At 41.7% G+C, this 23,801-nt stretch carries 21 protein-coding genes; 11 read left to right on the top strand and 10 right to left on the bottom strand.

Annotated features, from left to right (window positions below):
* The first annotated feature begins 234 nt into the window (after window positions 1–234).
* From NST15_RS18480 to NST15_RS18470, 3 genes are read left to right on the top strand one after another with little or no spacing between them, the layout of a single operon-like run.
* Window positions 235–1,164: an ABC transporter ATP-binding protein gene (locus tag NST15_RS18480; protein ID WP_342498733.1), complete on the top strand. Its 930-nt coding sequence runs from the start codon at window positions 235–237 to the stop codon at window positions 1,162–1,164.
* Window positions 1,161–2,111, top strand: a complete 951-nt coding sequence (locus NST15_RS18475) for an ABC transporter permease subunit (RefSeq protein ID WP_007497285.1) — start codon at window positions 1,161–1,163, stop codon at window positions 2,109–2,111. Before NST15_RS18480 ends, NST15_RS18475 begins: the two co-directional genes overlap by 4 nt.
* 26 nt (window positions 2,112–2,137) lie before the next feature.
* Entirely contained in the window at window positions 2,138–2,566 is a 429-nt protein-coding gene (locus NST15_RS18470) for a DUF4064 domain-containing protein (RefSeq protein ID WP_024720447.1), read from the top strand.
* 44 nt (window positions 2,567–2,610) lie between these two features.
* On the opposite strand, the gene NST15_RS18465 is transcribed toward NST15_RS18470, so the two are convergent.
* The 7 genes from NST15_RS18465 to NST15_RS18435 form a co-directional block, all read right to left on the bottom strand.
* Complete coding sequence (locus NST15_RS18465) at window positions 2,611–3,939, bottom strand: citrate:proton symporter (RefSeq protein WP_342498732.1); 1,329 nt, start codon at window positions 3,937–3,939, stop codon at window positions 2,611–2,613.
* A gap of 294 nt (window positions 3,940–4,233) precedes the next feature.
* A complete protein-coding gene (locus NST15_RS18460) occupies window positions 4,234–6,300 on the bottom strand; it encodes a beta-galactosidase (protein WP_342498731.1) in 2,067 nt (688 codons plus the stop codon).
* 23 nt (window positions 6,301–6,323) lie between these two features.
* On the bottom strand, window positions 6,324–7,532 hold the full coding sequence (locus tag NST15_RS18455; RefSeq protein ID WP_342498730.1) for a glycosyl hydrolase 53 family protein: 1,209 nt from the start codon (window positions 7,530–7,532) through the stop codon (window positions 6,324–6,326).
* Between the two features lie 11 nt (window positions 7,533–7,543).
* Window positions 7,544–8,386, bottom strand: a complete 843-nt coding sequence (locus NST15_RS18450; protein WP_007497274.1) for a sugar ABC transporter permease — start codon at window positions 8,384–8,386, stop codon at window positions 7,544–7,546.
* A 1-nt stretch (window position 8,387) separates the two neighbouring features.
* On the bottom strand, window positions 8,388–9,626 hold the full coding sequence (locus NST15_RS18445; RefSeq protein WP_007497272.1) for a sugar ABC transporter permease: 1,239 nt from the start codon (window positions 9,624–9,626) through the stop codon (window positions 8,388–8,390).
* Window positions 9,627–9,771: 145 nt separating this feature from the next.
* On the bottom strand, window positions 9,772–11,037 hold the full coding sequence (locus tag NST15_RS18440) for an extracellular solute-binding protein (protein ID WP_035703994.1): 1,266 nt from the start codon (window positions 11,035–11,037) through the stop codon (window positions 9,772–9,774).
* Window positions 11,038–11,209: 172 nt separating this feature from the next.
* Window positions 11,210–12,205: a LacI family DNA-binding transcriptional regulator gene (locus tag NST15_RS18435; protein ID WP_342498729.1), complete on the bottom strand. Its 996-nt coding sequence runs from the start codon at window positions 12,203–12,205 to the stop codon at window positions 11,210–11,212.
* Between the two features lie 171 nt (window positions 12,206–12,376).
* Between NST15_RS18435 and NST15_RS18430 the strand changes: the two genes are divergently transcribed.
* Window positions 12,377–13,276 (top strand): LysR family transcriptional regulator, encoded by a 900-nt coding sequence (locus NST15_RS18430; protein WP_017359912.1) that lies wholly within the window; start codon window positions 12,377–12,379, stop codon window positions 13,274–13,276.
* 16 nt (window positions 13,277–13,292) lie between these two features.
* Here the strand turns inward: NST15_RS18430 and NST15_RS18425 are convergent, their stop codons facing one another.
* The 3 genes from NST15_RS18425 to NST15_RS18415 form a co-directional block, all read right to left on the bottom strand.
* On the bottom strand, window positions 13,293–14,969 hold the full coding sequence (locus tag NST15_RS18425; protein ID WP_342498728.1) for a hypothetical protein: 1,677 nt from the start codon (window positions 14,967–14,969) through the stop codon (window positions 13,293–13,295).
* An 82-nt stretch (window positions 14,970–15,051) separates the two neighbouring features.
* Window positions 15,052–15,462 (bottom strand): hypothetical protein, encoded by a 411-nt coding sequence (locus NST15_RS18420; RefSeq protein ID WP_041092638.1) that lies wholly within the window; start codon window positions 15,460–15,462, stop codon window positions 15,052–15,054.
* A 12-nt stretch (window positions 15,463–15,474) separates the two neighbouring features.
* Window positions 15,475–16,959, bottom strand: coding sequence for a DUF2974 domain-containing protein (locus tag NST15_RS18415; protein WP_108611686.1), 1,485 nt, complete (start codon window positions 16,957–16,959; stop codon window positions 15,475–15,477).
* A gap of 95 nt (window positions 16,960–17,054) precedes the next feature.
* On the opposite strand from NST15_RS18415, the gene NST15_RS18410 reads away from it, so the two are divergent.
* The 7 genes from NST15_RS18410 (at window position 17,055) to NST15_RS18380 (ending at window position 23,754) form a co-directional block, all read left to right on the top strand.
* Window positions 17,055–17,555: a DUF1433 domain-containing protein gene (locus NST15_RS18410; protein ID WP_019743871.1), complete on the top strand. Its 501-nt coding sequence runs from the start codon at window positions 17,055–17,057 to the stop codon at window positions 17,553–17,555.
* A gap of 84 nt (window positions 17,556–17,639) precedes the next feature.
* Window positions 17,640–18,122, top strand: a complete 483-nt coding sequence (locus NST15_RS18405) for a DUF1433 domain-containing protein (protein WP_076821411.1) — start codon at window positions 17,640–17,642, stop codon at window positions 18,120–18,122.
* A 78-nt stretch (window positions 18,123–18,200) separates the two neighbouring features.
* On the top strand, window positions 18,201–18,686 hold the full coding sequence (locus NST15_RS18400; RefSeq protein WP_008347333.1) for a hypothetical protein: 486 nt from the start codon (window positions 18,201–18,203) through the stop codon (window positions 18,684–18,686).
* A 99-nt stretch (window positions 18,687–18,785) separates the two neighbouring features.
* Window positions 18,786–19,721, top strand: coding sequence for a nucleoside hydrolase (locus NST15_RS18395; protein WP_342498727.1), 936 nt, complete (start codon window positions 18,786–18,788; stop codon window positions 19,719–19,721).
* A 116-nt stretch (window positions 19,722–19,837) separates the two neighbouring features.
* Complete coding sequence (locus NST15_RS18390) at window positions 19,838–20,671, top strand: MurR/RpiR family transcriptional regulator (protein ID WP_034646848.1); 834 nt, start codon at window positions 19,838–19,840, stop codon at window positions 20,669–20,671.
* 185 nt (window positions 20,672–20,856) lie between these two features.
* Window positions 20,857–22,401, top strand: a complete 1,545-nt coding sequence (gene gntK, locus NST15_RS18385; protein WP_024720429.1) for a gluconokinase — start codon at window positions 20,857–20,859, stop codon at window positions 22,399–22,401.
* Between the two features lie 24 nt (window positions 22,402–22,425).
* Complete coding sequence (locus NST15_RS18380; protein WP_281201143.1) at window positions 22,426–23,754, top strand: GntP family permease; 1,329 nt, start codon at window positions 22,426–22,428, stop codon at window positions 23,752–23,754.
* The last annotated feature ends 47 nt before the right edge of the window (window positions 23,755–23,801 follow it).

The raw sequence follows: 23,801 nt of genomic DNA, 5'->3' as shown, positions 1-23,801 counted from the left end.
CCTATTGAAAATCATTCTTTTTTTAAAAAATCAAGCCTCTTTTCTTATAAAAATTCACGCTTTTCTTAACTCTACCTTAAAAAAGGCAGATGATTCTCTAAATTTTGCCTAATCCCCTTCACAACTTTTGGGCATTGCTGTACCATATGGAAGTGTTCTTCTATTTTTGACGGATCATGGTGTTTATCAGGAAATAGATGATAGATGATACTTAGACAAAGAAGGAGAGGTAACGTGACGAACGTTTTAGAACTGCAACATGTATCTAGGCATATTCGCGGGAAAAAGATTGTTCAAGACTTGAGTTTCTCTGTCCAAGCGGGCGAAGTCTTTGGCTTCTTAGGACCGAATGGCGCAGGAAAAACGACAACCATTCGCATGATGGTCGGTCTTTCTCCCATTACATCCGGTGACATTCTGATTAATGGTCATAGTATTCAAACCTCATATCAGCATGCCATCCAAGATGTCGGTGCAATTATTGAAAATCCAGAAATGTATAATCATTTAACGGCAAGACAAAACCTTGTTCATTTTGCCAGAATGAATGGAAAAGTGGATGAAGGTCGAATTGATGAACTACTAGAACTAGTTAGTTTGCAGCATGTGAAGCATAAGCGTGTCCGTACGTTTTCATTAGGAATGAAGCAGCGTTTGGGGATTGCTCAGGCATTGATACATAAACCGAAACTGCTAATCTTAGATGAGCCGACCAATGGACTAGATCCAGAGGGAATTCGTATGATACGAGATTACTTGAGAAGGCTGGCAAAGGAAGAAGGGCTTGCTGTCATTGTTTCAAGTCACCTCATGTCAGAAATGGAATTGATGTGTGATCGTTTCGCCATTATCCAAAAAGGAAAGCTGATTGCGATTGAGGATCAGCGTGCGGAGACGAAGCAGGATGATTTGGTCAATTATCGAATGAAAGTAGCATCAAGTGAGTTTGAAGAAGCTCAAAAGCTCATTGAAGCATTTGAGGAAGGCATCACAGTTAGAGAAGAGGAGCAGTACTTATTCTTCTCCATCCTAGAAGAGAAAATGCCAAAATTGATTCGTCATTTGAGTGAAGCTTCTATTCATTTGTACGAAATCAAAATAGAAAAACAAACCTTAGAAGATAAGTTCTTAAGCTTAACAGGTAAAAAGGAGGCAGACGTATGATTCGCCTCATTCAAAACGAGTGGATGAAAATCAGTTATCGTGTGGGTACTTGGATTATGGTTGGGCTTCTTGTTTTAGGTATGATTGCGACGTTGATTTTTGCTGTTAAGACAAATGACGGAGATCAAGCATCCGGTGATTGGAAAACTGAGTTGCAAGAAATCAATAAAGCAAAGAAGCAAGAATTGAAAGAGGATAATATAAGCTTTTATAAGAGATCCCTTGAAACCGAAATAGCGATCAATGAGTATCGAATCAAACATGATTTACCTCCAGCCGATCAATTCGGTAAAAATGCATGGACTTATGTGAAAACAAATGCTAATTTGCTTCAGCTGGTCGGTGTATTTGTGATTATTATTGCAGCCACAATTGTCTCGGCTGAATATAAGCATGGTACAATTAAATTATTACTGATTCGTCCGCCATCCAGGTTGAAGGTTCTTTTGTCTAAATACTTTACCGTTCAACTATATTCACTTTTCCTGATCGCTGTCCTATTTATCTTATCCTTTATCTTAGGTGCGATATTCTTTGGACTAAACAATGATTATGTGTATTTGGCTTATCAAAATGGTGAAGTCATTGAACGGTCTCAGTTTGCAAATATGGTTTCTTATTATTTGGCGCATTGTGCTATGTTTGTTGTATTAGGGACACTTTCTTTTGCCATCTCAACGGTGTTTAGAAGTGAGGCCATTTCCATAGCGATTAGTGTATTAGCCTATGTTGTCGGAGCATCCATCACAAGCATTTTGATGTTCTTCTTTGATTGGGCGAAATACTTATTGTTTGCCAACGATCCTGCACAGTATTTCGCAGAAACACCTACTTTTATCGAAGACATGTCCCTAGGATTCTCACTAACGGTCCTAGTCATTTATTGGGCCATCTTCTTGGCGGTTGCTTTAATCGTCTTCCAAAAGCGAGAAGTAAAAACAGGTTAATTTAACTTTTTAGGAGGTTTCTATCAATGATTAAGCGTAAAGGTGAAAAAATTATGGGGATTATCAGTATTGTCCTCAACGTAATTGGTGTTGGTTTTGGGGCATTGATGCTCTCTGTGGACCCAGCAGTTTATGAAGAATTGAATGAAGTGTTAAAAGAGGAAGGCAGTGCCTTGCCAGTTGAAACACTTGAGGCATCGGTTCATGCCTTTGGCGTTCAGTTTATGGTCGTTTCCGCAATTGCGGCTGTCTTAGCCCTTGTTGGTGTGATTGTCTTGAAAACAGACCGCCGTGCCGTGCTTTCTGGTATTCTTTTCTTGGTTTCCGCTGTGACTCTTTTAATTGGAACTGTTGGTCTTGCTTTCGTTCCGATGATCTTGTTGCTAATCGTTGGATTGATGTCACTAATTAGAAAACCAAAAACAGACATTCACACGAGTGAATATCCTTCATAATTCAAAGAAAAAGACATGCGCTGGTTTGCGCATGTCTTTCTTTTTTATATGATGCCAATCAGTTTGGCGATGATGAGTAAAACGATACTGAACCCCCACATCCAAAAGAACGAGTAGCGGATATGTTTCCCCATATCGACCCCTGCAAGACCGATGGCGAGCCATACAGCAGGTGCAAGGGGGCTGACAAAGGTGCCGATGATATTTCCAATCATCATGGCGTATGCTGCAGATGTCCCTGACACACCAACCTCTGATGTAATCGATTCGACAATCGGCAGAAGTGCATAATAATAAGCATCCGTACTTGTCAGCATATCAAGCGGAACCCCAAATATCCCCACAATGATATGTAAAAATGGCAGTAAGAAAGCTGGCAAAATGTGAATACTGTCCACTGCAATCGCCTTTAGCATGCCCGTTCCTTCAAGAATTCCTAAAAAAGAACCTGCGGAGAAAATTACAGCTGCCATCATTAGTGCACTTGGGGCATGTGCCTTTATTCGCTCCATTTGTAAATTCACATTTGGAAAGTTAATCAGAAGTGCTAGTGAAAGACCAATCATAAACATATAGCTAGCAGGAATCACGTTCAGCACAAGAAGGACAACAACAGCTAAAAATAGAATGAGGTTGACCCACATTAAGTGATAACGCTTTAAAGACGCATCGCCTGTTTCGCTGATCGATTGAATGGCACGATCCCAATCGGCGCCTTCTAATTGGACAGCGGCTACTTCATTTGCGGCGATTTTCACCCGAATTCGTTTTTCTTCTCTTTTTCCTAAAATGAATGCCATTCCTAATACGAGCACGACCCCGATCAGCTGAATGGGAATAAGCGGTGCCCACAGTTCAGATGGGTCCATATTTAGAACACTTGCTGCCCGTCCTGTGGGGCCAGCCCATGGAATCATATTGGTTAATCCAGCACTTGTCCCGATTAACAAAAGCAATAAATAAGGACTCATATGTAATTTTTTATAAAGCGGAAGCAGTGCAGGTACAGTTAATAAAAAGGTGGTAGCTCCTGCTCCGTCTAAGTGTGCGATGACCCCAATCAAGGCAGTTCCCATCGCAACTGTGACAACATTTCCTTTTGTCAGCTTGATTAATGCTTTAATTACAGGTTCAAAGAACCCTGTATCTTGTAAAATGCCAAAAAATAAAATGGCGAAGATAAACATGGTCGCCACTGGCAATACTTTGATAATCCCTTGTTCAAAGAAAGTTTGAATGTCATTGATACCAAATCCCGCGATGAGCGCCCCTATTAAAGGCACCATGACCATGGCGACAATTGGACTCGCTTTCCCCCAAATCAGCAAAACAACAATCGTTAAAATAATCAACAATCCAACAAACGTTAACATAAGCCCCTCCCCCTACAATAAACCGTTTACATTTGTTTGTTTTTATACCAATGCAGTCCCACATCTGCATTGAAAAAAAGAGTATCAAAAATATGAGTATTAGGCAACCGCTTTCATACCTATACAATGGTAAAAAAGGATGGTGAATCCAATCGTGGCGCGGTGTTCAATATGTCAAAAAATTTAGATAAAAAATAATGATTCTATTGGTAATCTACTACCGGAAGAGATTTTATAGGTATTTAGATTCACTTAAAAGTAAAAAGCGCCCTTTGGATGGACGCTTCTTTCACGCTATTTTTTCAAAATAACGTATTCGTAAGGATTCAGTTGTAACTGTTGAGATGTATGCTGTCCAGTCAGCATATTTTCATAGCTTTCCGCTGAATCTAGTGAAATGTTCTGTTGCTGTTCTGTAAAATTCATCATAAACACAAAGTCCTGCGATCCATCTGTTCGTTTCTGGACACTGACGCCCTCTGGAATCGAAGAGGATAGGATCGGTTGTATGCCTATTCCTGTGATAAGGTCTTCGTAAAAATCATCATAAAACGCCTGCTCATTTTCAGAAGCCATATAGTATGCTTTCCCTTTGCCAAATGGACGGACAGTAAGGGCGGGCTGTCCTTCATAGCAGCCATTCTCAAAATGCCCTAACACAGAGGCTGTTTCAGGATGAATGGACTCGCAATATTGCCCGACATGATAAGTGCGTCCATTTCCTGTGGTCATTAAAACGTGTTCATCTGGCATCAATGTGTTGATTTCCTCTGCCCAAACACCAAGTACATGGCGGAGAGGACCGGGGAAACCACCAAGGAAACAGAGGTCGTTTTCATCGACCATGCCGCTCCAGTATGTTGCCACAAAAATGCCGCCCTCTTTGACAAATGCTTCGATCTTTTCTGCCACGCCTGGTTTGATCATGTAGAGCATTGGTCCAACAAGCACTCGATAGGATGAGAAATCCTTTTCCATCCCGACAATATCAACAGGGATGCCCTTTTTCCAGAAGCTTCGATAATGAGTTTGGCAAGCCTCTACATAGCGTTTGTTGGTATTATTTAAGCCTTGCGCATCATCAATTGCCCAATGGTTTTCCCAATCATATATGATGGCGACTTCTGGTTGAACGGATGTACCCGCAATCGGCTGAAGCTGCTCCAGCTGTTTTCCTAAATCAGCGACTTCTTGAAACACACGCGTGTGTTCATGTCCTGAATGATCCACAACAGCGCCGTGGAATTTTTCAGAGGCGCCTCGACCTTGTCTCCACTGGAAATAAAGGACGGAGTCGGACCCGTGGGCAATCGCCTGCATGGCAGAGAGGTGTGCCATTCCTTTATGCTTCACCTTATTCACTTCATGCCAGTTCACGAGGCTTGGTGTGCTTTCCATCACAAGAAACGGCTGACCGCCCTTTAATGAACGATACAAATCGTGAACGAAGGCGACGTTTGACGCTAATTCTGCAGTGGTTTCTCTGCCGCTATGCCATGCTGGATAGCTATCCCATGAGATCACGTCGACTTCTTTTGCAAATTGATGATAATCCAGTCCAAGAAATGGACGCATATGCGGATAGTCGCCCATAAAATTGGTGGTTACTGGCACATGAGGTGTTAATTCTCGTAGCGGTTCAATTTCATTTTGATAAAAATTGATCGTTTGTGCTGTGACAAAACGCTTCCAGTCTAGGTTCATGCCATGAATCATGTGCTCGCCATGAGGGGCTGGTGACTCGATTTGTGACCAATCGGTAAAGGTGTGGCTCCAAAATCCCGTCCACCATGCTTGATTCAAAGCTTCAAGGTCATGGTTGTATTTGTCTTTCAAATAGTCTCTAAATGCTTCTTGGCAAAGATCACAATGACATTCACCGCCATATTCATTTGAAATGTGCCACATGATCAGCGCTGGATGATCCTTGTAGCGTTCAGCGAGCAAACGATTGAGTGTATTCGTTTTTTCTCGATAAACCGGTGAGGTGAAGCAATGATTATGGCGAAGTCCGTGTAAGTTGCGCTGGCGGTTTGCTTCAACGCGTAAGACTTCTGGATATGTTTGCGAGAGCCAAGCAGGTCTTGCTCCGCTTGGCGTGGCGAGAATGGCGTGAGCTCCCTGCGCTGCCAAGCGGTCCATGATATCATCCAGCCAGGCAAAATCATATTCCCCTTCTTTTGGCTCGAGCTTGCTCCAAGCGAAAATATTGATAGAGAATGTTTGACAGTGTGCAAGCTTCATTAATCGAAAATCTTCGTCAATGATCTCCGGCATATGGAGCCATTGATCAGGATTATAGTCGCCACCATGCAAAAAGCCTTTCACATTTGGGTGAACGAGTGGGTAATGCTTTCCCATTTTGTCACGTCCTATCTGTTTAATTACGGTGTCATTTGTTTAAATACATCAAGAGAAGGCAGGGCTTTTCCGTTGAAATCAAACATGGCCTGATTTTCCCAAGCATTCCCGACTGTCCCGGTTGTTTGAATATAAGCGAGCCCGTATTGACTAGACCACGGAGCACCTTTTGCTGGAATCCAAAGCGGCTCCCAATAAAAGAACCCTTTCCCGCGATGGTTTTTCACTTGTGAAATTTTTTCTGATAGATCTCGTATAAAAGATGCCTGCCCTTGTGGTGATGCTGGATAACCGGCCGTATTGACTGAATCTTGGTTAAATGAGTTATCGAGGTTGTCACCATTTGCTGTTGTAAAGCCGTAGGCGGTTTCGACCACGATGACATCTTTGTTATAGCGGGCGCTAATATCATTCATATTGGTAGTAAGACCGCTAAATCCCCCGTCCCAATACGGGTAGTAAGATAAACCGATCGTATCGAACGAAACGCCTCGTTTGGTGATTTCATCAAACCACCAGCGAGATGCGCCATTGTCTCCTCCATGTGCAAGGTGAAGCATGACTTTGATGTTTGAATCGACAGAGCGGACAGCATTTGTCCCCGCTTTTAGCAAAGCAGCGAGTCGGTCAAATTCACCGCCGCCTTCACCCCAGCTTTTTCCGTTCGGCCAAAGCATACCTGAATTCAATTCATTCCCGACCTGCACCATATTTGGTAGGGCATTTTGTGCTTTCATCGCTTTAAGTACATCGCTTGTGTAAGTGCCAACCGCTTTCTCTAAATCGCTTTGCGAGAGATTGGTCCAAGCTTTCGGTTTGAACTGTTTACCGGGATCGGTCCAGAAATCACTGTAGTGAAAATCAAGCAGCACTTTCATGTTTTGTGCTTTTGCACGTTTCGATAGAGCAATGGCGGTATTTAAATCGTTTGTCCCGCCGTTATAGGCACGGCCTTGGTTGTCGTATGGATGGTTCCAGAGTCTAATGCGCACATAGTTGACACCTTTCTCTTTTAATAGCTTGAGCGGATCAACCTGCTGCCAGTTTTGGTTGTAGTATTTGCCGCCGCTTCGCTCCACTTCTGCGAGCATGGAGATATCGGCTCCTTTGATGAAATCACCTTGCAATCCATTGATCGGTTTCACCGAAATCGTATCAGCCTTTGCTTCAGGCAGAATACCTAATCCCATCAGAAAGAAAACGACAACAGTGACAAGCAACCATTTCTTCATCAAATCTCCCCTTATCCTTTTGTCCCGCCTTGTGTGAGGCCGGATACAAATTGTTTTTGTAAAACAAGAAACAATAAAGCAACTGGAATCGCAATGAGTAAAGCCCCGGCTGCAAAGGTCGTGTAGCTGGCACCCATTTTGTCTGATACAAGATTGTATAGACCGATTGGGAGCGTATACATTTCGGGTGAGCGGACAATGACACTAGAGATGATGAAATCACCCAGCGGTCCTGTAAATGAGTTGATGGCAACAACGGCTAAAATCGGCTTGGCAAGCGGCATAATAATTTGGATGAAAATCCGGAAATGCCCTGCGCCATCCATTCTGGCTGATTCATCGAGATCCTTTGGAATCGCATCAAGATAGCCTTTCATTAAATACGTATTCATTGGAATTTGTCCGCCTGCATAAATCAAAATCAATGCAAGATGGCTGTTAATGAGTCCAAGCATTTGAGCCAATACAAAAATGGCAATTAGCGCTGAAAATTGAGGAATCATTTGCAGCAGCAAAAAGAGCATCAGCCCATTTTTCCGTCCTTTGAATCGGAACCTAGAAAAGGCATAACCTGTAAAGCTGACAAGTATCAACGTTAAGAGCATAGTTGCAATACTGATTTTCATTGAGTTCCAATACCATTTTGCATAAAGTGCTCCCTGACCGAAGAAGAGTTCTGTAAAGTGGCTGAACGTTGGATTCTTCGGAAACATGCTTGTGCTCATCAGGCTGTTCCCGGGATTAAAGGAAGCGCCGATCGTCCAAAGGAGTGGATATAGAATACAAACGGAGGCAATGAAAAGGATGAAATAGGTGATACTCAGGCGAATGAGCTTATTTTGTTTTGATCCCATATCACATCATGTCCTCCTCTTTGAATGAATTCGTTCTCTTAAACTGCCAAAGTGCAATGGCAATGACGAAGATCGACAGTAAGATCGTAACAGCGGCAGCGAGTGCATATTGAGAAGACTGCATCGTCAGTTTGTAAATCCAAGAAACCAAGATGTCCGTTCCCCCAGCAGTTGAGCCAGCCACAGGCGGTCCTCCGCCATTAAATAAATAGATGATATTAAAGTTGTTAAAGTTAAACGTATACTGCGTGATTAATATAGGTGCAATTGAATAGAGGACAAGCGGTAATGTAATGGAACGGAATTTCTGAAAGAAATTTGCCCCATCAATGGTTGCAGCCTCGTATAAATCTTCAGGAATGGCCTGCAAAACGCCGGTTGTCATAATGAACACAAAAGGAAAACCAAGCCAAGTCTGCATCGCAATAAGAGCAATTTTGCTCCAAAATGGATCTGTCAGCCATGGTTTTGGATCAATTCCAATCGATGCAAAAAGGGTATTGTTGATCGCACCAAACGTGTCGTTAAACAATCCAGCAAACACCAAAATGGTCACAAATCCTGGAACAGCCCACGGCAGAATCAAAATCGTTCTGAAAAACCGTTTTCCTTTTAAATCTTTTTGATTGAGCAGAACCGCTAGAAAAATGCCGACAGCACATTGAAGGGTCGATGCAGCCAACGTCCATACGACCGTCCAGCCCAGTACATCAATGAATGTGTCTCTCCAAATATCGATTGAAAAGATATTTTGAAAGTTTTTGATGCCTACCCAATCAATGAGATTGGCAGGAGGCGAGTGGTATAAATCATAGTTTGTAAAGGCCAGCGCAAAGCTGAACATAATAGGAAAGACAACAGAGAATAGAAGTAAAAAGAAAGCAGGAGTGCTCATTAAGTAAGGAAAGCCTTGATCGATGAGCTGATGGTATTGAGCACGGATGGAATGAAGCGGAACCCCTTGATCACGTTTCTTTCCGTTCATAAATGCATCTCGTATCATGAGTACATAAAAACCGATGCCAAATCCAGCTGTTAAAAGTGCAATAATTCCTTTTGCTAAAAGGAAAACAGAGTTGTCACGAGGCAGCATCGTACCAAGTGTGAACAGCCCCCAGAAGCCAATATTGAATAAATCATAAAACACAACTAGAAAAGAAACGCCAAACAGGAAAAAGAGTGCCCCTTTGCCATACTGTTTGTTGTATATTTGCCCCATCCCGGGTATAAGAGAGAACATTAGCGCCCGTCTCCGGTGTGTCTTTGATTCCACTATGTGTGTGCGGTCTAGTTCAAGGTTACCCGTCACGTTTAACACCTACTTCATATGAAATTAGATCAAGTGCAGGCAGCATGATAGATGAACAGCTACCTGCGCTTGATGTTTATTTGGAGTGATTCGCTTTAATTTGCGAGTCGATTTGTTTGACCGCGTCATCAAATGCCTTTTTCACATCGGTACGGCCAGTCGCAATCAGTCCTAATGCACTGTCAATCGGCTTCCACACCTCTGCCATCTCTGGATTGTTCGGAGTCAGCGTGGCATATTTCGTTTGCTTTGAAACAGCATCCGCATTAGCGTTTTCAGTAATGACTGGGTCTTTCATCAGCTTTTTCACTGGTGGAATTTCCTCTGTTACTTCAAAGCGCTTTTTCGAATTTTTTTCGTTCGTGATAAACTCAACAAATTTCTCGGCAAGTTCTTTATTTTTAGAATAAGAGGAGACGTTGTAGCTCTTTACACCTAAGAATGAGCTCATATGTTTTCCGTTAGGGAGTGTTGGCAATTCTGTCACGCCATAGTCGATACCCGCTTCTTTATAAGGACCAAATGACCATGGACCAGAAATCACAGCCGCAGCCTTTTTCTCAGTGAATAAGGAGTTGAGGACATTGATTCCTTGCTCACCAATGATGCCTTTCGGGAAAAGTCCTTCGCTAAAGAATGTCTGAATGTATTTTCCGCCTTCGATGGCACCATCGTTATTAAGACCAATATCATTGACGTCATAAGACCCATCGTTTTTCTGTTTGAAAATATAGCCCCCTGATCCGCCTAATACACTTTGTGCGTAGTAAATTTCATCCCACTTCGCAACAAAACCGTATTTCCCGTCCTTTGTCAGCTTTTTCGAAAGGTCATACCAGCCATCGAGTGTCGTGGGTGCCTTTTTGACAAGGTCTTTGTTATAGAAAAGCACAGTGGTTTCAACGGATTTTGGCAGGCCATACAGCTTACCATCTACCGTTTGTGATTGAATCGATTCGTCTGTGAAGGAATTGATCACTTTTTCATCTGGTTTGATTTCTTGTAACAATCCCTCTGTGACAGCTGATCCAATTTGGTCGTGAGGCATGGTGATGACATCTGGACCAGTGCCGGCTGCGCCATCAAGACGAAGCGCTTCAATTTGGTCGGCATATGCTTTTTCGACTACTTTGACTTTCACGTCGTTTTGTTTTTCAAATTCTTTGACGGCGTCTTGAATCCCATCAGACTTTTTGACATCCTCCCACACTAGCAAGGTCTTTGTACCTGTAGATGCTGGCTGTGTACCGCTTGAATTGTCATCTCCTGGTCCGCATGCTGACAGTAGCAGCACAGCAGTACCAACGACTGCCGATAATGTCGCCCATTTTCCCTTTTTCATTCGTAATCCCCTCTCGTTCTTTTTTCACAGATGATAAGAAAACGCTTTCTTAATGTGAGAATATCAACTTGAGTAAAAAAAGTAAACACATTTTATTAAATTTATTAAGTAAAATTTTTTACTGAAATAAAGAGAAAAGAAGCCCACCATATACGGCAGGCCTTCCAGCTGTTTATATCGTGCTTTTCCGAAAGACAGGTTCTGAGGCAATCAGCACGGTTTTTGGTAATGTTCTGCCATCAACAAGTCTTTCTAAAAGTAAATCGACAGCTGTTTCGCAAAGTAAAGAGGTATGGATGTGATAAGTTGTGAGCGGTGGTGACACATATTGAGAGACGTGAATATCGTTGATACTAAAGACACTCACTCGATTTGGTAAAGAAAAACCGCGTTCATTTAATGCTTGTAAACAGCCTATCGCAAGAGGATCACTTGCGACACAAAAAGCGGTTGGCAGGTGATCACCGAGCTCGTCGATCGCCTTCATCATCAATGAATAGCCTTCATCTACAGAGAAGTGGTGACCGATATAGACCAATTGTTCATCCAGTTTGTTGTGTGCTGTCATGTACTGGCGGAAGGTCGTTTCACGAATATCTGGAATACGCCTATTTGTATTGAGATCAAGATCTGTCCCGCCAATAAATCCGATGGATGTGTGGTGTTTTTCGATAAAAGAATCAATAATCTTTTCAACAATTCGTTTCAGGTTTGGTTTCACAGAATCAAAGCGGTCTTCATCTGGTGATGTATCAATAAAGACGATGTGTTTTGTGATCGCATATAATTGATCAAGCTCAGTTTTTTTAAATCGACCGATGGCGATGATGCCTTCTGTAGAAGGATCAATCGATTGAAGACCATCAGACGGTTTGTAAGCGGTAACATTTAAGCTTCTGGTATTGGTGAGTTCCTCAATGCCTAGACGAATGGATTTAAAATAAATATCTTCAAGCTCCTCTTTTTCTGTCATCCAATAGAGAAAGGCAATTTTTTTTAGTGAATGTTTGAATGTCTTTTTTTGATAGGACAAAGCTTCTGCTGCCGCGTATACTCTCTCACGTGTTTGATCCGTAACCGATAGGTTGGGATCTTGGTTCAGTACGCGAGACACGGTGGCGATGGATAATCCGGCTTTTTCTGCAATGTCCTTTATTTTAGCTGCCAAGTCAGCACCTCCTATAGAAAATATCTCCTTTCAGTATAGAGTCTTTAAAAAAATTAGTAAATATTTTTATTAAATTGATTGGTTTAGGCTGTTCTTTACGAGTTGGAAAGGAATTAGTAAGATATATGTATTGAAGATGTAGGATTAAGATTTCTGATAGGAGAGGGACAGATGTATTATGATGCACTGAAGACATTTGTGACAGTGGTAGAAGAGAAAAACTTTACAAAAGCAGCTCAGAAGCTACGGATTTCTCAACCGAGTGTCAGTCTTCACATTAAGAACTTGGAGCAGGAATTTCAGACTGTTCTGCTTAATCGTTCGCCAAAGCAATTAACGGTGACGCCAACTGGGGATATGCTGTACCATCGATCAAAACAAATCATTCGTTTATATGAACAGGCGAAGCAGGATATTTATGAGCATCATCATCTGGCACGAGGGAAGCTCACGATTGGAGCGAGTTTTACCATTGGGGAGTATGTGTTGCCGCAAATCTTGGCGCAATTTCATCAGCTTTATCCGCATGTTGATATTGAGGTAGTCATTGATAATACAGAGGCGATTGCCAGACATGTTCGCTTATTCCATGTCGACATCGGACTGATCGAAGGACAAACCAATGACAAAGAACTCTCTGTGGAAACGTTTCTAGAGGATGAACTGTATATCGTTGCACCATTAGACCATCCGTTTGCAAAGAAAAAGGATGTCACCATTGATCAATTGCAAAATGAAACATGGATCACAAGAGAAGAAGGATCTGGGACAGGAGAATACTTACAGCACGTCCTGAAATCAAATGGACTGAAAGCGCGGACCTTTGTGACATTTAGCAGCAATCAAGCGATTAAAGAAGCTGTCATTCATGGAATGGGGCTGTCTGTTTTATCTAAATATGTGCTCCAGCGGGGCAGCATTGGCGGGGAATTGGCTGTCATTTCTGTGAGGGGAATGGACTTTAAACGGACATTTTCCTATGTTGAATCCCCGATGACAGGTGGGAATAAGAATAAGGAATTGCTTGTTGAGTTGTTGAGAAAAGAGAGAAAAGACGCTTCTCCGCAGTAGGAGAAACGTCTTTTTTTTATAATCCTTTGATGTTGATTTCATCGACTGGTAGGAAAATCTCACCTGTATCTGTGTACTTCATGGTGACTTGATCGCCTTCTTTTAAATAAATAATAAGAGGCTCTTTTTCAGATGACATCGTGTAGTTTTTCCCATCGTCTAGTAAGAAGGTGACGGTTGTATAATCACCTGTCTTTTCCTTATACACCCTCTTCACTTTACCTGTTGACTCTTTCTTTTCTTGCTTCGATGAACTATTGACGGTACCGCCGCCTTTTTGAAGAGCTGTTTTATAGGCTCTTAGTGCTTCGTTTGGTGTAGAAGCATATGCGGCGATTTCAGGATTGGCTGCCGAAACAATAAAGTAGTTTTGCAGGAACCCATTTGAATCGAGAACAGGTGTAAGCCAGCTTGCTTCCCCATAGAAATTATAAAGAATCGGCATGCGGCCCTTCCATTTCTTCTCGATAAATCGTTTCTCAATAATTTGCAAAGCTCCCTGTGAATCCATGTAGGATTCTTCAAGATTACCCGTATAATACGTGGCTTTTCCTGTTCGGGCATTTGTTAGTGCATACCCGAGCATGGAATCAACGCCCTCTTTTGGACTCGTGAAATCTGTGAAGTAATACATATCCCCTTTTGAATCAAACACCGGACTTACATTGGCTTCAGTCCCCTCATCAGAAGGCAGCTTCACATCTGATTTTCCAAAGAGGCTGTTCCAGAAACCATGTACATAGTTGCCGAAGTAACTATTCTGCAGACTGACGGCCTCTGGTGACACAGCGCCATCAATAAAGGCTGGTACTTTGTCTAAGGCGTATTTCTTCGTTTCACCCGTTTTGGCATCCACAACAACCACACCTGAAGCTTTAAACCCGTTTCGTGCAGAGATGAAATCTCCAAATGTTTGGATGTAATAAGGCTTGCCATCATCATTGATCTCTAGCTGCGTGTCTCCATAGAAAATCAAGTCTGGATACTGAAGACGGATATGCCGCTCAATTTCTTTATTGAAATAGGAAGAAGGCGTATAGACCATCTCGGTTTTCACAAACTTTGGATTGGCAGATGAGTCGGTCGCACTTAATGTAAAGTAACCCGGTGTGCTACCAGAACGAATCCATTTAAAGAAATCGGAGAACTCGACGGGTGCGATATACACATACTCACCATTGACCTTCTGAATTTGCAAGCTGCCAAGCTCGTAGTAACTCGTGTTTGGCACCTGTCCGAACGATTTCTTCATCTTATTGCGAGCAAATTGCGGTGGTACACTCGCAGGTGTCTCTGTCTCATCGAACGCTTTGATTTCGACTTTTTGCTCCATTTTAGACACGTCGAATTTCTCATTTGCATTAAATAGAAAAGCGGTTGCCATATAAACACCGAGCAACAATAAAATGAGAAATAATACGCCTTTGATCTTTCGCTCCAATCCCACTGATAAAAAGGCACCTGCTGCTGTCACAACAAGTCCAATGAGCCACAGTGATGATGGGTTGCGGTCTAAATTGGTGATGTAGTAGAAGCCGAAAATCCCGATGATGAACAGCAGGGCAAGTCCTGCAATCCACATAAGGGGCACCTGTTGTTCGGTCCCTTTCTTTCTAACGATCAACCTGAGTGGTGTGAGCAAAAGGGTCAAGACAAGACCGATCACAACCGAAAATAACAACATATATCCCACAAACAGATCTCCTTTCAAATCAATCACTCTTTTAGTATATACGAGTGAGACAGGGAAAAGATTCACCGGATAGAAGGTTCATTTAAATGCCGATCGAATCAATGGCTGATTGAACATCTTCTTTCAGCTCAAAAAATGTGAGTCTTTTTTCGATTTTCTCTATTAACGCGTCAATGGCTTCACCTGACATATGGGTTTGGATGTTCCTTTGATGTTTGTACACGTTAATCAGAAGGTCATCAATTAGATCTACTATTTTTTTGGCTTCTTGACGATCCTCTGCAAATTCATTTTGAAGTTGATGCCGGATGGCTCTGATCAGCGCTGTTTTCTGTTCTTCTTTGATCTTTGCTTTCAAAGCAGCCAGCTCTGCTGGTGTCATGTCTTCCGTGTTAAAGTTTGCTTTTGAGAAAATGGAGCTTGATGTATGCGTATCTGTCATTCTTTGCAAAAAACGATCTGCATCTGTTGGTTGTTTCTTTGAAAATTCCATTTATCGTTCTCCTTAAGAAATACCCATGTTCTTGGCTAGGGCCGTATCTGCATCGTGGTATTGTTTTCCTAGCTGGCTCATATCATCTGATATTGAGTCCATCCACCTTTTCATATCCATCGCATGATCAATCGCTGCATCATACTTTTTAACTGAATAGAACTCATTGTCAAGACCCTCTGTTTTTAAGTGGCGAATGACAGCATCCACATCTGAAGCCGTCAGCTGATCATACGAGCCAAAACCGACAATTTGTTTGTATCTTGAACGGACGCGTTCCACTGATTGATCCACTTTGTCATCGAGTTTCTCAATTTTGCGAATGATTTGCTGCATATGGTGCTCGGCATATGTGGAGAATGTACGACCTGTGTTCATAAGAACATGCGACTTGATTAAAATCGCTACCACACTTTGCGGGTGAACATTTGATTGGCTCAATTGATGTAACATGGCGGCAGTGAGAGAAGGGTTTTTTCTCAACATATCATCAATGGTTTGAACGGAGCCATCTGACGAAAAGGAATACCGGTCTAAGCCATGGCTGCCGGCGAGGGCTTCAAGAAATAAATTCGCATCAAGTGAAGGATTCACACTCATTGCCCGATTGAGGAGATTTTTCATAAATTGGACGGCTTTTGAGGAGTCCTCAGTGTAATCGACGCCTTCAGGTAAAGCGGCATCATACATCACTTTCACACGACCGATTTCTGTCGTATGACGATTTAAGAGAGATAGCCCGTCATTGAGATTGATATATTCTGTTAATCTACTACGGTAATCACCTTTTAATGCTTTGGCTTGCAGACCATCCGATAGATTTGGGTAAATATTCGGATTCTCAAAGGTGACCCCGCCTTTAATAAAATCATTTTTGACAAGAACATAAGAAGCATTTGACCCGCCAAGTGAATGCCCTGTCACATACATCTTCGCATTCGGCATTTTCTTATGGATCTCTTTCGCATACCGGTCCGCCTGCACCATTTGATTCTCTGCGCCGTGTTCAAAAGGGATATTTTTAATCAAATACTTCGTATCTGAAATCAACCAATCTTGTACAATCTCATTTGTATAGGTCGTTGTCCCTGTCGTCACCTTCGTCGTGACTTCCTTTGACGTCTGTGACTGGCTAAAAGGAGGCAGCTTTGTCAAAATGGTAGAAAGAAGATCATCTGACTCTTTTTTTCCATGTTTTTTAATGGTATCTTTATATTGGCCTGCCCCAATCGGTTCTGAGCCGCGGTAGGCGATGACGGCGTTTTTGATTTTTGTGAGGTCTTTTCCTCCATCGGAGCGATCAAAATCTTCTTCGGAAACGATAGTTAGTGCATTAAGACCTTTAGTTGTTTCTTTATAATCAATGACATACATGGTCTTATTTTTACTAATTTCTATTTCACTAGAAATTCTATAGTAATCTATTTTATAAGATGCATTGGAAATAAGATTATAGTCTTTATCAGAAAGTTCGTTTTGGGCTACGGTTTTAGACAAAATTGTCACTCCTGTAATATTTATCTTATATATTATATGATATTGTATGATAGATATCTATAAAAAGAGGATTTTAACAAAGGTGGATTTATCTAATGAAAAACACAATCAAAGTTGTGATTATATTATTTACTATCGTTATTATTCTAATAGTTTCTCTTATTATCCAACAAGATAAGAAAGAAAAATCGAATGATTCAGGAGGGGAAACTGTTGTGAAAGAGAAAAGTGATCAAGAAAAAGCAGAAGAGTTCGCAGAGAAAATGAAACCAAAAATAGAAGAAAGATTACATAAAAAGGATATCTATCATTTTATAGAAAAAATAACATTCAAAAAAAAGGTATCCATTAGTCCAATGGGATATGTAACAGTTGATGGTTATATAAATGATGATCCTGAAAAATTTTATTTCTCAGCATCTTTAATGCATAAGTCTAACGAAATTGGTTCTATGAGCTTTTCCCCAGAGTTGTCATATCGTTTTAAAGACTGGAATAAATATAAAGATGAGCCTGAGATAAAAGAAAACTACCTTAACAGACTCTCTAAAAAAGAACGAGAGCAATATCTAAAGGACATTGGAGAAAAAGAGTAAAGCAGGTACTCACCTACCTGTTTTTATTTGTGTCAATTTCATTTGTAGATTGATTAAAGGTTCATAAAGGAGTTTTTATTTTTTATGAGAAATACAATGAAATTTTCTATATTATTTGTGGTCGTCATCATCTCAGTAACTGCTTTCATTGTAGAGTACATTAATCAGAGTCTGTCGGATGATGTAGTGGAAGAGAAGAGCGATGAAGAAAAAGCAGAAGAACTTGCAAAGAAGATGAAGCCTAAGATAGAAGAGCATTTACATAAAAGAGACATTCATCACTTTATTAAAACCATAACGTTTGAAAAAGATGTGACCATCAATCCTATGGGGGATATTATAATCGATGGCTATATAAATAATGAACCGGAGAAGTTCGGATTTTCAGCTTCTTTACAATATAGTGCTAAAAAAATAGGTTCAATGAGTTATGATCCTGAGTTGTCCTATCGTTTTAAAGATTGGGACAAATTTAAAGATGAACCAGAATTAAAGGAAAACTATCTTAAACGACTCTCTGAAAAAGAACGAGAGCAATATCTAAAGGACATTGGAGAAAAAGAGTGAAGCAGGTGTCTACCCACCTGTTTTATTTTCTTATTATCATTAATTGAGAAGTTTTGATTGTAAGGAGTGTTGCGTTGTATGAAAAATACTTTAAAACTTGTATCTGTTTTGGTCGTTATCATCATTGTCTCAGTGACTTCGTTAATCACTCAGCACAATAAGCAAAGTAAAACAAATGATGTGGTAAAAGAAAAGAGCGATCAAGAAAAAGCAGAAGAGCTCGCAGAAAAAATGAAGCCTAAAATAGAAGAATGTTTACGCAAAGAAGACATCCATCACTTTATTAAGACCATAACGTTTAAGAAGAGGGTAACTATTGATCCAATGGGCTACATCGTAATTAGAGGATATATAAATGATGAACCGGAAAAGTACGGTTTCTCAGCTTCTTTACAATATAGAGCTAAAAAAATCGGTTCAATGAGTTATGACCCTGAATTATCAGACCGCTTTATAGATTGGGAAGAATATAAAGATGAGCCGGAAGTGAAAGAAAATTACCTTAAAAGTTTTACTAAGGAGGAACGTGAACAGTATCTGAGAGACATTGGAGAAAAAGAGTGAAAAATATCCGTTAGCCGTATGTTCTTTAAAAAACGATGACCAAAGTAATATGCTATCATTCCCCTAACAACACTTACAAACAAGGGAGAGTTTTCAAACATGGCAAATAAAAAGAAATTGATCTTGGATGTAGACACTGGAATTGATGATGCGATTGGTATTTTGCTTGCAGTGAAAAGTAAGCGGTTTGATATGTTGGGGATCACAACGGTGTGCGGGAATGTGTCTGTTGAAGCGGCGACGTTGAATACGTGTAAAGTGCTTGAGCTGGTTGAGGCAGAGGATATCCCTGTCATCAAAGGTGCAGTAACGCCCCTTTTGAGAGCCCCTCATTATGAACATCGGGTGCATGGGGAGGATGGAATTGGCGGCGCTTTAAAGGAAGCCCGGCCTAAGAAGACCGCATGTGAAGGTTTTGCGCCTGATTTTATCATTGACCAAGTGCTGAAGTATTCGAAGCAGGTTACGCTCGTGTTGACAGGACCGTTAACGAATTTAGCCCTTGCGGTAAAAAAATGTCCTGAGCTGATTCATCACGTGAAAGAAGTCATTTTTATGGGGGGTGTCGTGCAGGGACAGGGGAATGTCACACCGGTTGCGGAATTTAATACATATGCAGATCCAGAAGCGGCGAAATTGGTGCTGGAGGCTGGTTTCCCTTCATTGACTCAAGTAGGGCTGGATGTCACGAGACAGGTCTTGTTAACGGATGAGAGAATTGATGCCATTCAAAATGAAACGTTAGCCAGTTATATCAGAGAGAGCACAAGCATTTACCGCCAGCGCTATTTTGAGCGGAATGGGGTGTGGGCATGTGCCATGCATGATCCGCTTGCTGTAAGTCTTGCAATTGATAAACAACTTGTGAATACACAGGCTTTTCATGTAGAAGTGGAGACGAAGAGTGAGTTCTGCGATGGTCAAATGATATGTGATTTTCAGCATCAATGGGGAAAAGATCGCAATCTTCAAGTGTGTATGGATGTAGATGCTGAAGGGTTTTTTGATTTAATGATCAAAGTCTTGAATTCTTAAAAAAGAAGTCTGTGCAAACAGGCTTCTTTTTTATAAGATGGGAACATGAGGAAATGTATGCGCTCACATGAATGAGGAAGGAGTGAAGTCAATTGGCTTCTGTCAGTTTAAGTAGTATGGATAAGATAAGGGCAGCAAGCAGAGGATTGCCGCCAAAACTGAAAGCAATTGCTGAGCACATTACAAGTGAGCCCCGCGACATCATCCATTTGTCGATTGTCGAGCTTGCCAAAAAGACAGCGAGCTCAGAGGCAACGATTTTTCGTCTTTGTAAAAGGCTTGGATTTGAGGGGTATCAAGATTTGAAGATTGCTATTGCCCAGGAAATAGACCAAACGAAGCCTGATTATGTAGATGAAGAGATGAGTCTTGACGATGATACTGCCGTTTTTATGCAAAAGGTATTTCAGGCAAACATCACTGCATTAAAGGATAGTTTTCAATTGTTGAATCCAGAAGATGTAGAAAAAGCCGTACAATTAATCCATGAAGCAGAGCGCTTAGAGTTTTATGGCAGCGGTGGGTCTGGCCTCATCGCCACAGATGCTTTTCACAAATTTATGAGAACAGGCATCAACTGTATTGTTCATACAGATTCTCACTTTCAAGCGATGTCGGCAGGCCTGCTTGATCAAAAGAGCACAGTGCTTGGTATATCTCATTCTGGTCGAAATAAGGATTTACTGGATGCGATGAAAACAGCTAAGGAAAAAGGAGCGAAAACCATTGGCATTACAAGCTATCAGCGTTCTCCATTGAGTCAGCTTGCAGATGTCACGCTGTATACATCAACGCAAGAAACGGCTTTCCGAACGGAAGCGATGTCTGCTAGGCTTGCCCAGCTTACTGTGATTGATGTGCTATATTTTGCGCTTGCACATTTAAGGCAGCAGGAAACATTAACAAACTTAAAGCAAATGAGAGAAACCATTTCTCAAAAAAGAGTGTAATGGTTTCAAAAATAAATTTTTCTATTAGTGAAAAATGCTGTTGTGGTAACGATTCTAAGGTTTTAAATGAAAATTATTTTCTTTTTGGTCGTTGAATGTCGAAAAAAATATTCCTATAATGGGATTTATCAGGTACACCGGCACCACGACACTTTATTTCAAATCAATGATTGGGCGTGATACAGATGAAGGGAAACCAGGCGGTAATTGGTTTGGATATTGGAACAACAAGTACAAAGGCGGTTCTATTTGGACCACAGGGGAAAGTCATATCAAAGCATTCTGTTCCTTATGACCTCATTCACCCCCAGCCAGCATGGGTTGAGCAGAACCCTGAACATATTTTAGATGCTGTGATTGCGAGTGTAAGAGGCGCATTGACGAAAGCAGCATTTGATGCAAAAAACCTCATAGGTGTGGGAATTAGTACGGCGATGCATTCCTTAATCGTCATGGATGAGAATGGAAAAGCATTAACAAACAGTATCATTTGGGCTGATAACAGAAGTGCAGAACAAGCGAAACGAATCATAACGGACTTAGATGGCTTTCAAATTTATAAAAGAACCGGAACACCGATCCATCCAATGTCACCGCTTTCAAAAATACGATGGATCAAGGAAATGACACCTGACGTCTTCAATCAGGCAGCAAAATTCATTTCCATCAAAGAGTATGTTCTTTATCATTTCTTTGGTCAGTATGTGGTCGATTATTCAATCGCGTCAGCAACAGGACTGTTCCGATTGGAAACGCTTCAATGGGACGAGGAGGCACTACGTATTGCAGGAATTCAGGTGAATCAGCTGTCTGAACTTGTTCCAACGACGCATCAGCTGCGTGGTCTTCAGCCAGAAATTGCGCTGCGAATGGGCATTGAAGAAGATACACCATTTGTTGTGGGTGCAAATGACGGTGTACTAGCGAATCTTGGTGTTGGTGCGATTGGCAAAGGTGAGGTAGCAGTCACGATTGGGACAAGTGGTGCGGTACGTACAGTCGTAGATCAGCCAATTACAGATGAGCAATCAAGAACATTTTGCTATGCATTGACGGACAAGCATTGGGTCGTCGGAGGACCGACCAATAACGGCGGAATTATGCTGAGATGGCTCAAGGATGAATTTGGGTCTTCCGAGGTGGAGGTAGCAAAGCGTCTAGGTGTAGACCCTTACGATCTGATGATTGATATTGCAGAAAAGGTTCCAGCTGGCTCAGAAGGACTGCTGTTTCTACCATTTTTAACAGGTGAGCGAGCACCTTATTGGAATCCAAACGCAAGAGGCACGTTCTTCGGGATCGGTCTTCAGCATAAGCGCGAGCACTTTATTAGAGCCGTGTTAGAAGGCGTCATTATGAGTGTTTTCTCGATCGGTGTGGCACTAAGAGATTTAACAGGTCCAGCGAAGGATGTCAGGGCTTCTGGTGGATTTGCGAGATCCCCGCTATGGCGGCAGATTTTGGCGGATACAATGGGCAGAGAAGTGCTTGTTCCAGAGAGCTACGAGGCTTCCGCACTTGGGGCGGCTGTCCTTGCACTTCATAGTTTAGGTCATATGGAAGAGATAGAAGAGGTACAGGAATGGATCCGTATTTCTGCCCGCCATGAACCAAATATGAAGAACAACGAAACATACATAGAGCTGTTTTATTTATATGAGCGTCTCTATGACAAACTGAAGGATGAATTTGATGTCATTAGTGCGTTGCAATTAAAACAAAATCGTTAAACATCGGGGAAAAGGTGGGAGAACATGCTTTTATTCATTGTGATTGCGGCTATTGTCCTTTTACTCATTCTCATTACAGTCGCTAAGTTGAATCCGTTTGTGAGTTTGATCATTACCTCTATGCTAGTAGGCTTTGCTACAGGAATGGATTTACAGGAAATCATTCAATCGATTAAAACGGGATTAGGGAACACGTTATCGTTACTGGCGATTGTACTAGCGCTTGGGACCATGCTTGGGAAAATGATGGCTGAGTCAGGGGGCGCTGAGCGGATAGCTCAAACACTCATCAGTCGTTTTGGGACGAAGAATGTGCATTGGGCGATGATGTTTGTAGCCTTTATCGTGGGGATACCTGTCTTTTTCCAGGTCGGATTCGTTCTTCTCATTCCCTTACTCTTTACCATTGCGATTGAAACGGGCATTTCGCTCGTGACGATTGGGATTTCATTAATCGCAGGATTGTCTGTTGTGCATGGGCTAGTTCCGCCTCATCCAGCTGCAATGGCAGCAGTAGGCATCTATCATGCCAACGTGGGGAAAACGATTTTCTTTTCAATCATCGTCGGTTTGCCAACAGCTATTATTGCTGGACCGATGTATGGTAAGTGGATTGGAAAACGGATACATAAACCAGTTCCAGAGATGCTCAGAAAGCAATTCACGGAACGACATGCTGATCGGAAGCTTCCTGGTTTTGCGAATACGATGTTTACCATTTTGGTGCCGGTCATTCTTATGCTGCTTGCCACGTTGGCGGATATTATTTTGCCAGAGGATAGTATGTGGTATCAGATGTTCAAGTACATTGGAGATCCCATAACAGCTTTATTGATTGCAACAGTGTATTCTTTCTTTAGCCTTGGCTTTATACAAGGGATGAGCCGTGACCGAGTGCTGTCATTCAGTAACGATTGTTTGGGACCGATCGCTTCCATTCTGCTTGTGATTGGTGCAGGTGGAGCGTTCAATAATGTACTGATCGATTCAGGCGTTGGGGATTATATTGCTGATTTAGCCAAACACTCCCCAATCTCACCGATTTTACTTAGCTGGCTGATTGCTGCGGTTATTCGTGTGGCAACAGGATCTGCTACAGTATCCATGATGACAGCGGCCGGAATTGTAGCCCCAATTGCTGCATCCATGCCGGATGTGAGCAGAGAGCTGCTTGTTTTAGCAACAGGAGCGGGTTCATTGATTTTGTCTCATGTCAATGACTCTGGTTTTTGGCTGATCAAAGAGTATTTTGGTATGACCATTAAAGAGACGTTCTTGACTTGGACGGCTATGGAGACCATCATTTCCGTTAGCGCCATTGCATTTATTATGATTATTAATATGTTTATATAACGGGACAACAGCTCAATTCTTCGGGATTGGGCTGTTTTTGGTTTGTT

Source organism: Bacillus sp. FSL R5-0820 (assembly GCF_038593385.1).
In the GTDB taxonomy this organism is placed as follows: Bacteria; Bacillota; Bacilli; order Bacillales; family Bacillaceae; genus Bacillus; species Bacillus altitudinis.
Note: the sequence above shows the minus strand (reverse complement) of the source record. Positions and strands in the feature narration are given on the sequence as shown.

What these genes read in the sequence shown, in the direction of transcription:
- NST15_RS18475 (WP_007497285.1), top strand. Translation starts at nt 1,161, where the DNA reads ATGATTCGCCTCATTCAAAACGAGTGGATGAAAATCAGTTATCGTGTG.
- NST15_RS18470 (WP_024720447.1), top strand. Translation starts at nt 2,138, where the DNA reads ATGATTAAGCGTAAAGGTGAAAAAATTATGGGGATTATCAGTATTGTC.
- NST15_RS18465 (WP_342498732.1), bottom strand. Translation starts at nt 3,939, where the DNA reads ATGTTAACGTTTGTTGGATTGTTGATTATTTTAACGATTGTTGTTTTG.
- NST15_RS18460 (WP_342498731.1), bottom strand. Translation starts at nt 6,300, where the DNA reads ATGGGAAAGCATTACCCACTCGTTCACCCAAATGTGAAAGGCTTTTTG.
- NST15_RS18455 (WP_342498730.1), bottom strand. Translation starts at nt 7,532, where the DNA reads ATGAAGAAATGGTTGCTTGTCACTGTTGTCGTTTTCTTTCTGATGGGA.
- NST15_RS18450 (WP_007497274.1), bottom strand. Translation starts at nt 8,386, where the DNA reads ATGGGATCAAAACAAAATAAGCTCATTCGCCTGAGTATCACCTATTTC.
- NST15_RS18445 (WP_007497272.1), bottom strand. Translation starts at nt 9,626, where the DNA reads ATGTTCTCTCTTATACCCGGGATGGGGCAAATATACAACAAACAGTAT.
- NST15_RS18440 (WP_035703994.1), bottom strand. Translation starts at nt 11,037, where the DNA reads ATGAAAAAGGGAAAATGGGCGACATTATCGGCAGTCGTTGGTACTGCT.
- NST15_RS18430 (WP_017359912.1), top strand. Translation starts at nt 12,377, where the DNA reads ATGTATTATGATGCACTGAAGACATTTGTGACAGTGGTAGAAGAGAAA.
- NST15_RS18420 (WP_041092638.1), bottom strand. Translation starts at nt 15,462, where the DNA reads ATGGAATTTTCAAAGAAACAACCAACAGATGCAGATCGTTTTTTGCAA.
- NST15_RS18410 (WP_019743871.1), top strand. Translation starts at nt 17,055, where the DNA reads ATGAAAAACACAATCAAAGTTGTGATTATATTATTTACTATCGTTATT.
- NST15_RS18405 (WP_076821411.1), top strand. Translation starts at nt 17,640, where the DNA reads ATGAGAAATACAATGAAATTTTCTATATTATTTGTGGTCGTCATCATC.
- NST15_RS18400 (WP_008347333.1), top strand. Translation starts at nt 18,201, where the DNA reads ATGAAAAATACTTTAAAACTTGTATCTGTTTTGGTCGTTATCATCATT.
- NST15_RS18395 (WP_342498727.1), top strand. Translation starts at nt 18,786, where the DNA reads ATGGCAAATAAAAAGAAATTGATCTTGGATGTAGACACTGGAATTGAT.
- NST15_RS18390 (WP_034646848.1), top strand. Translation starts at nt 19,838, where the DNA reads ATGGATAAGATAAGGGCAGCAAGCAGAGGATTGCCGCCAAAACTGAAA.
- gntK (WP_024720429.1), top strand. Translation starts at nt 20,857, where the DNA reads ATGAAGGGAAACCAGGCGGTAATTGGTTTGGATATTGGAACAACAAGT.
- NST15_RS18380 (WP_281201143.1), top strand. Translation starts at nt 22,426, where the DNA reads ATGCTTTTATTCATTGTGATTGCGGCTATTGTCCTTTTACTCATTCTC.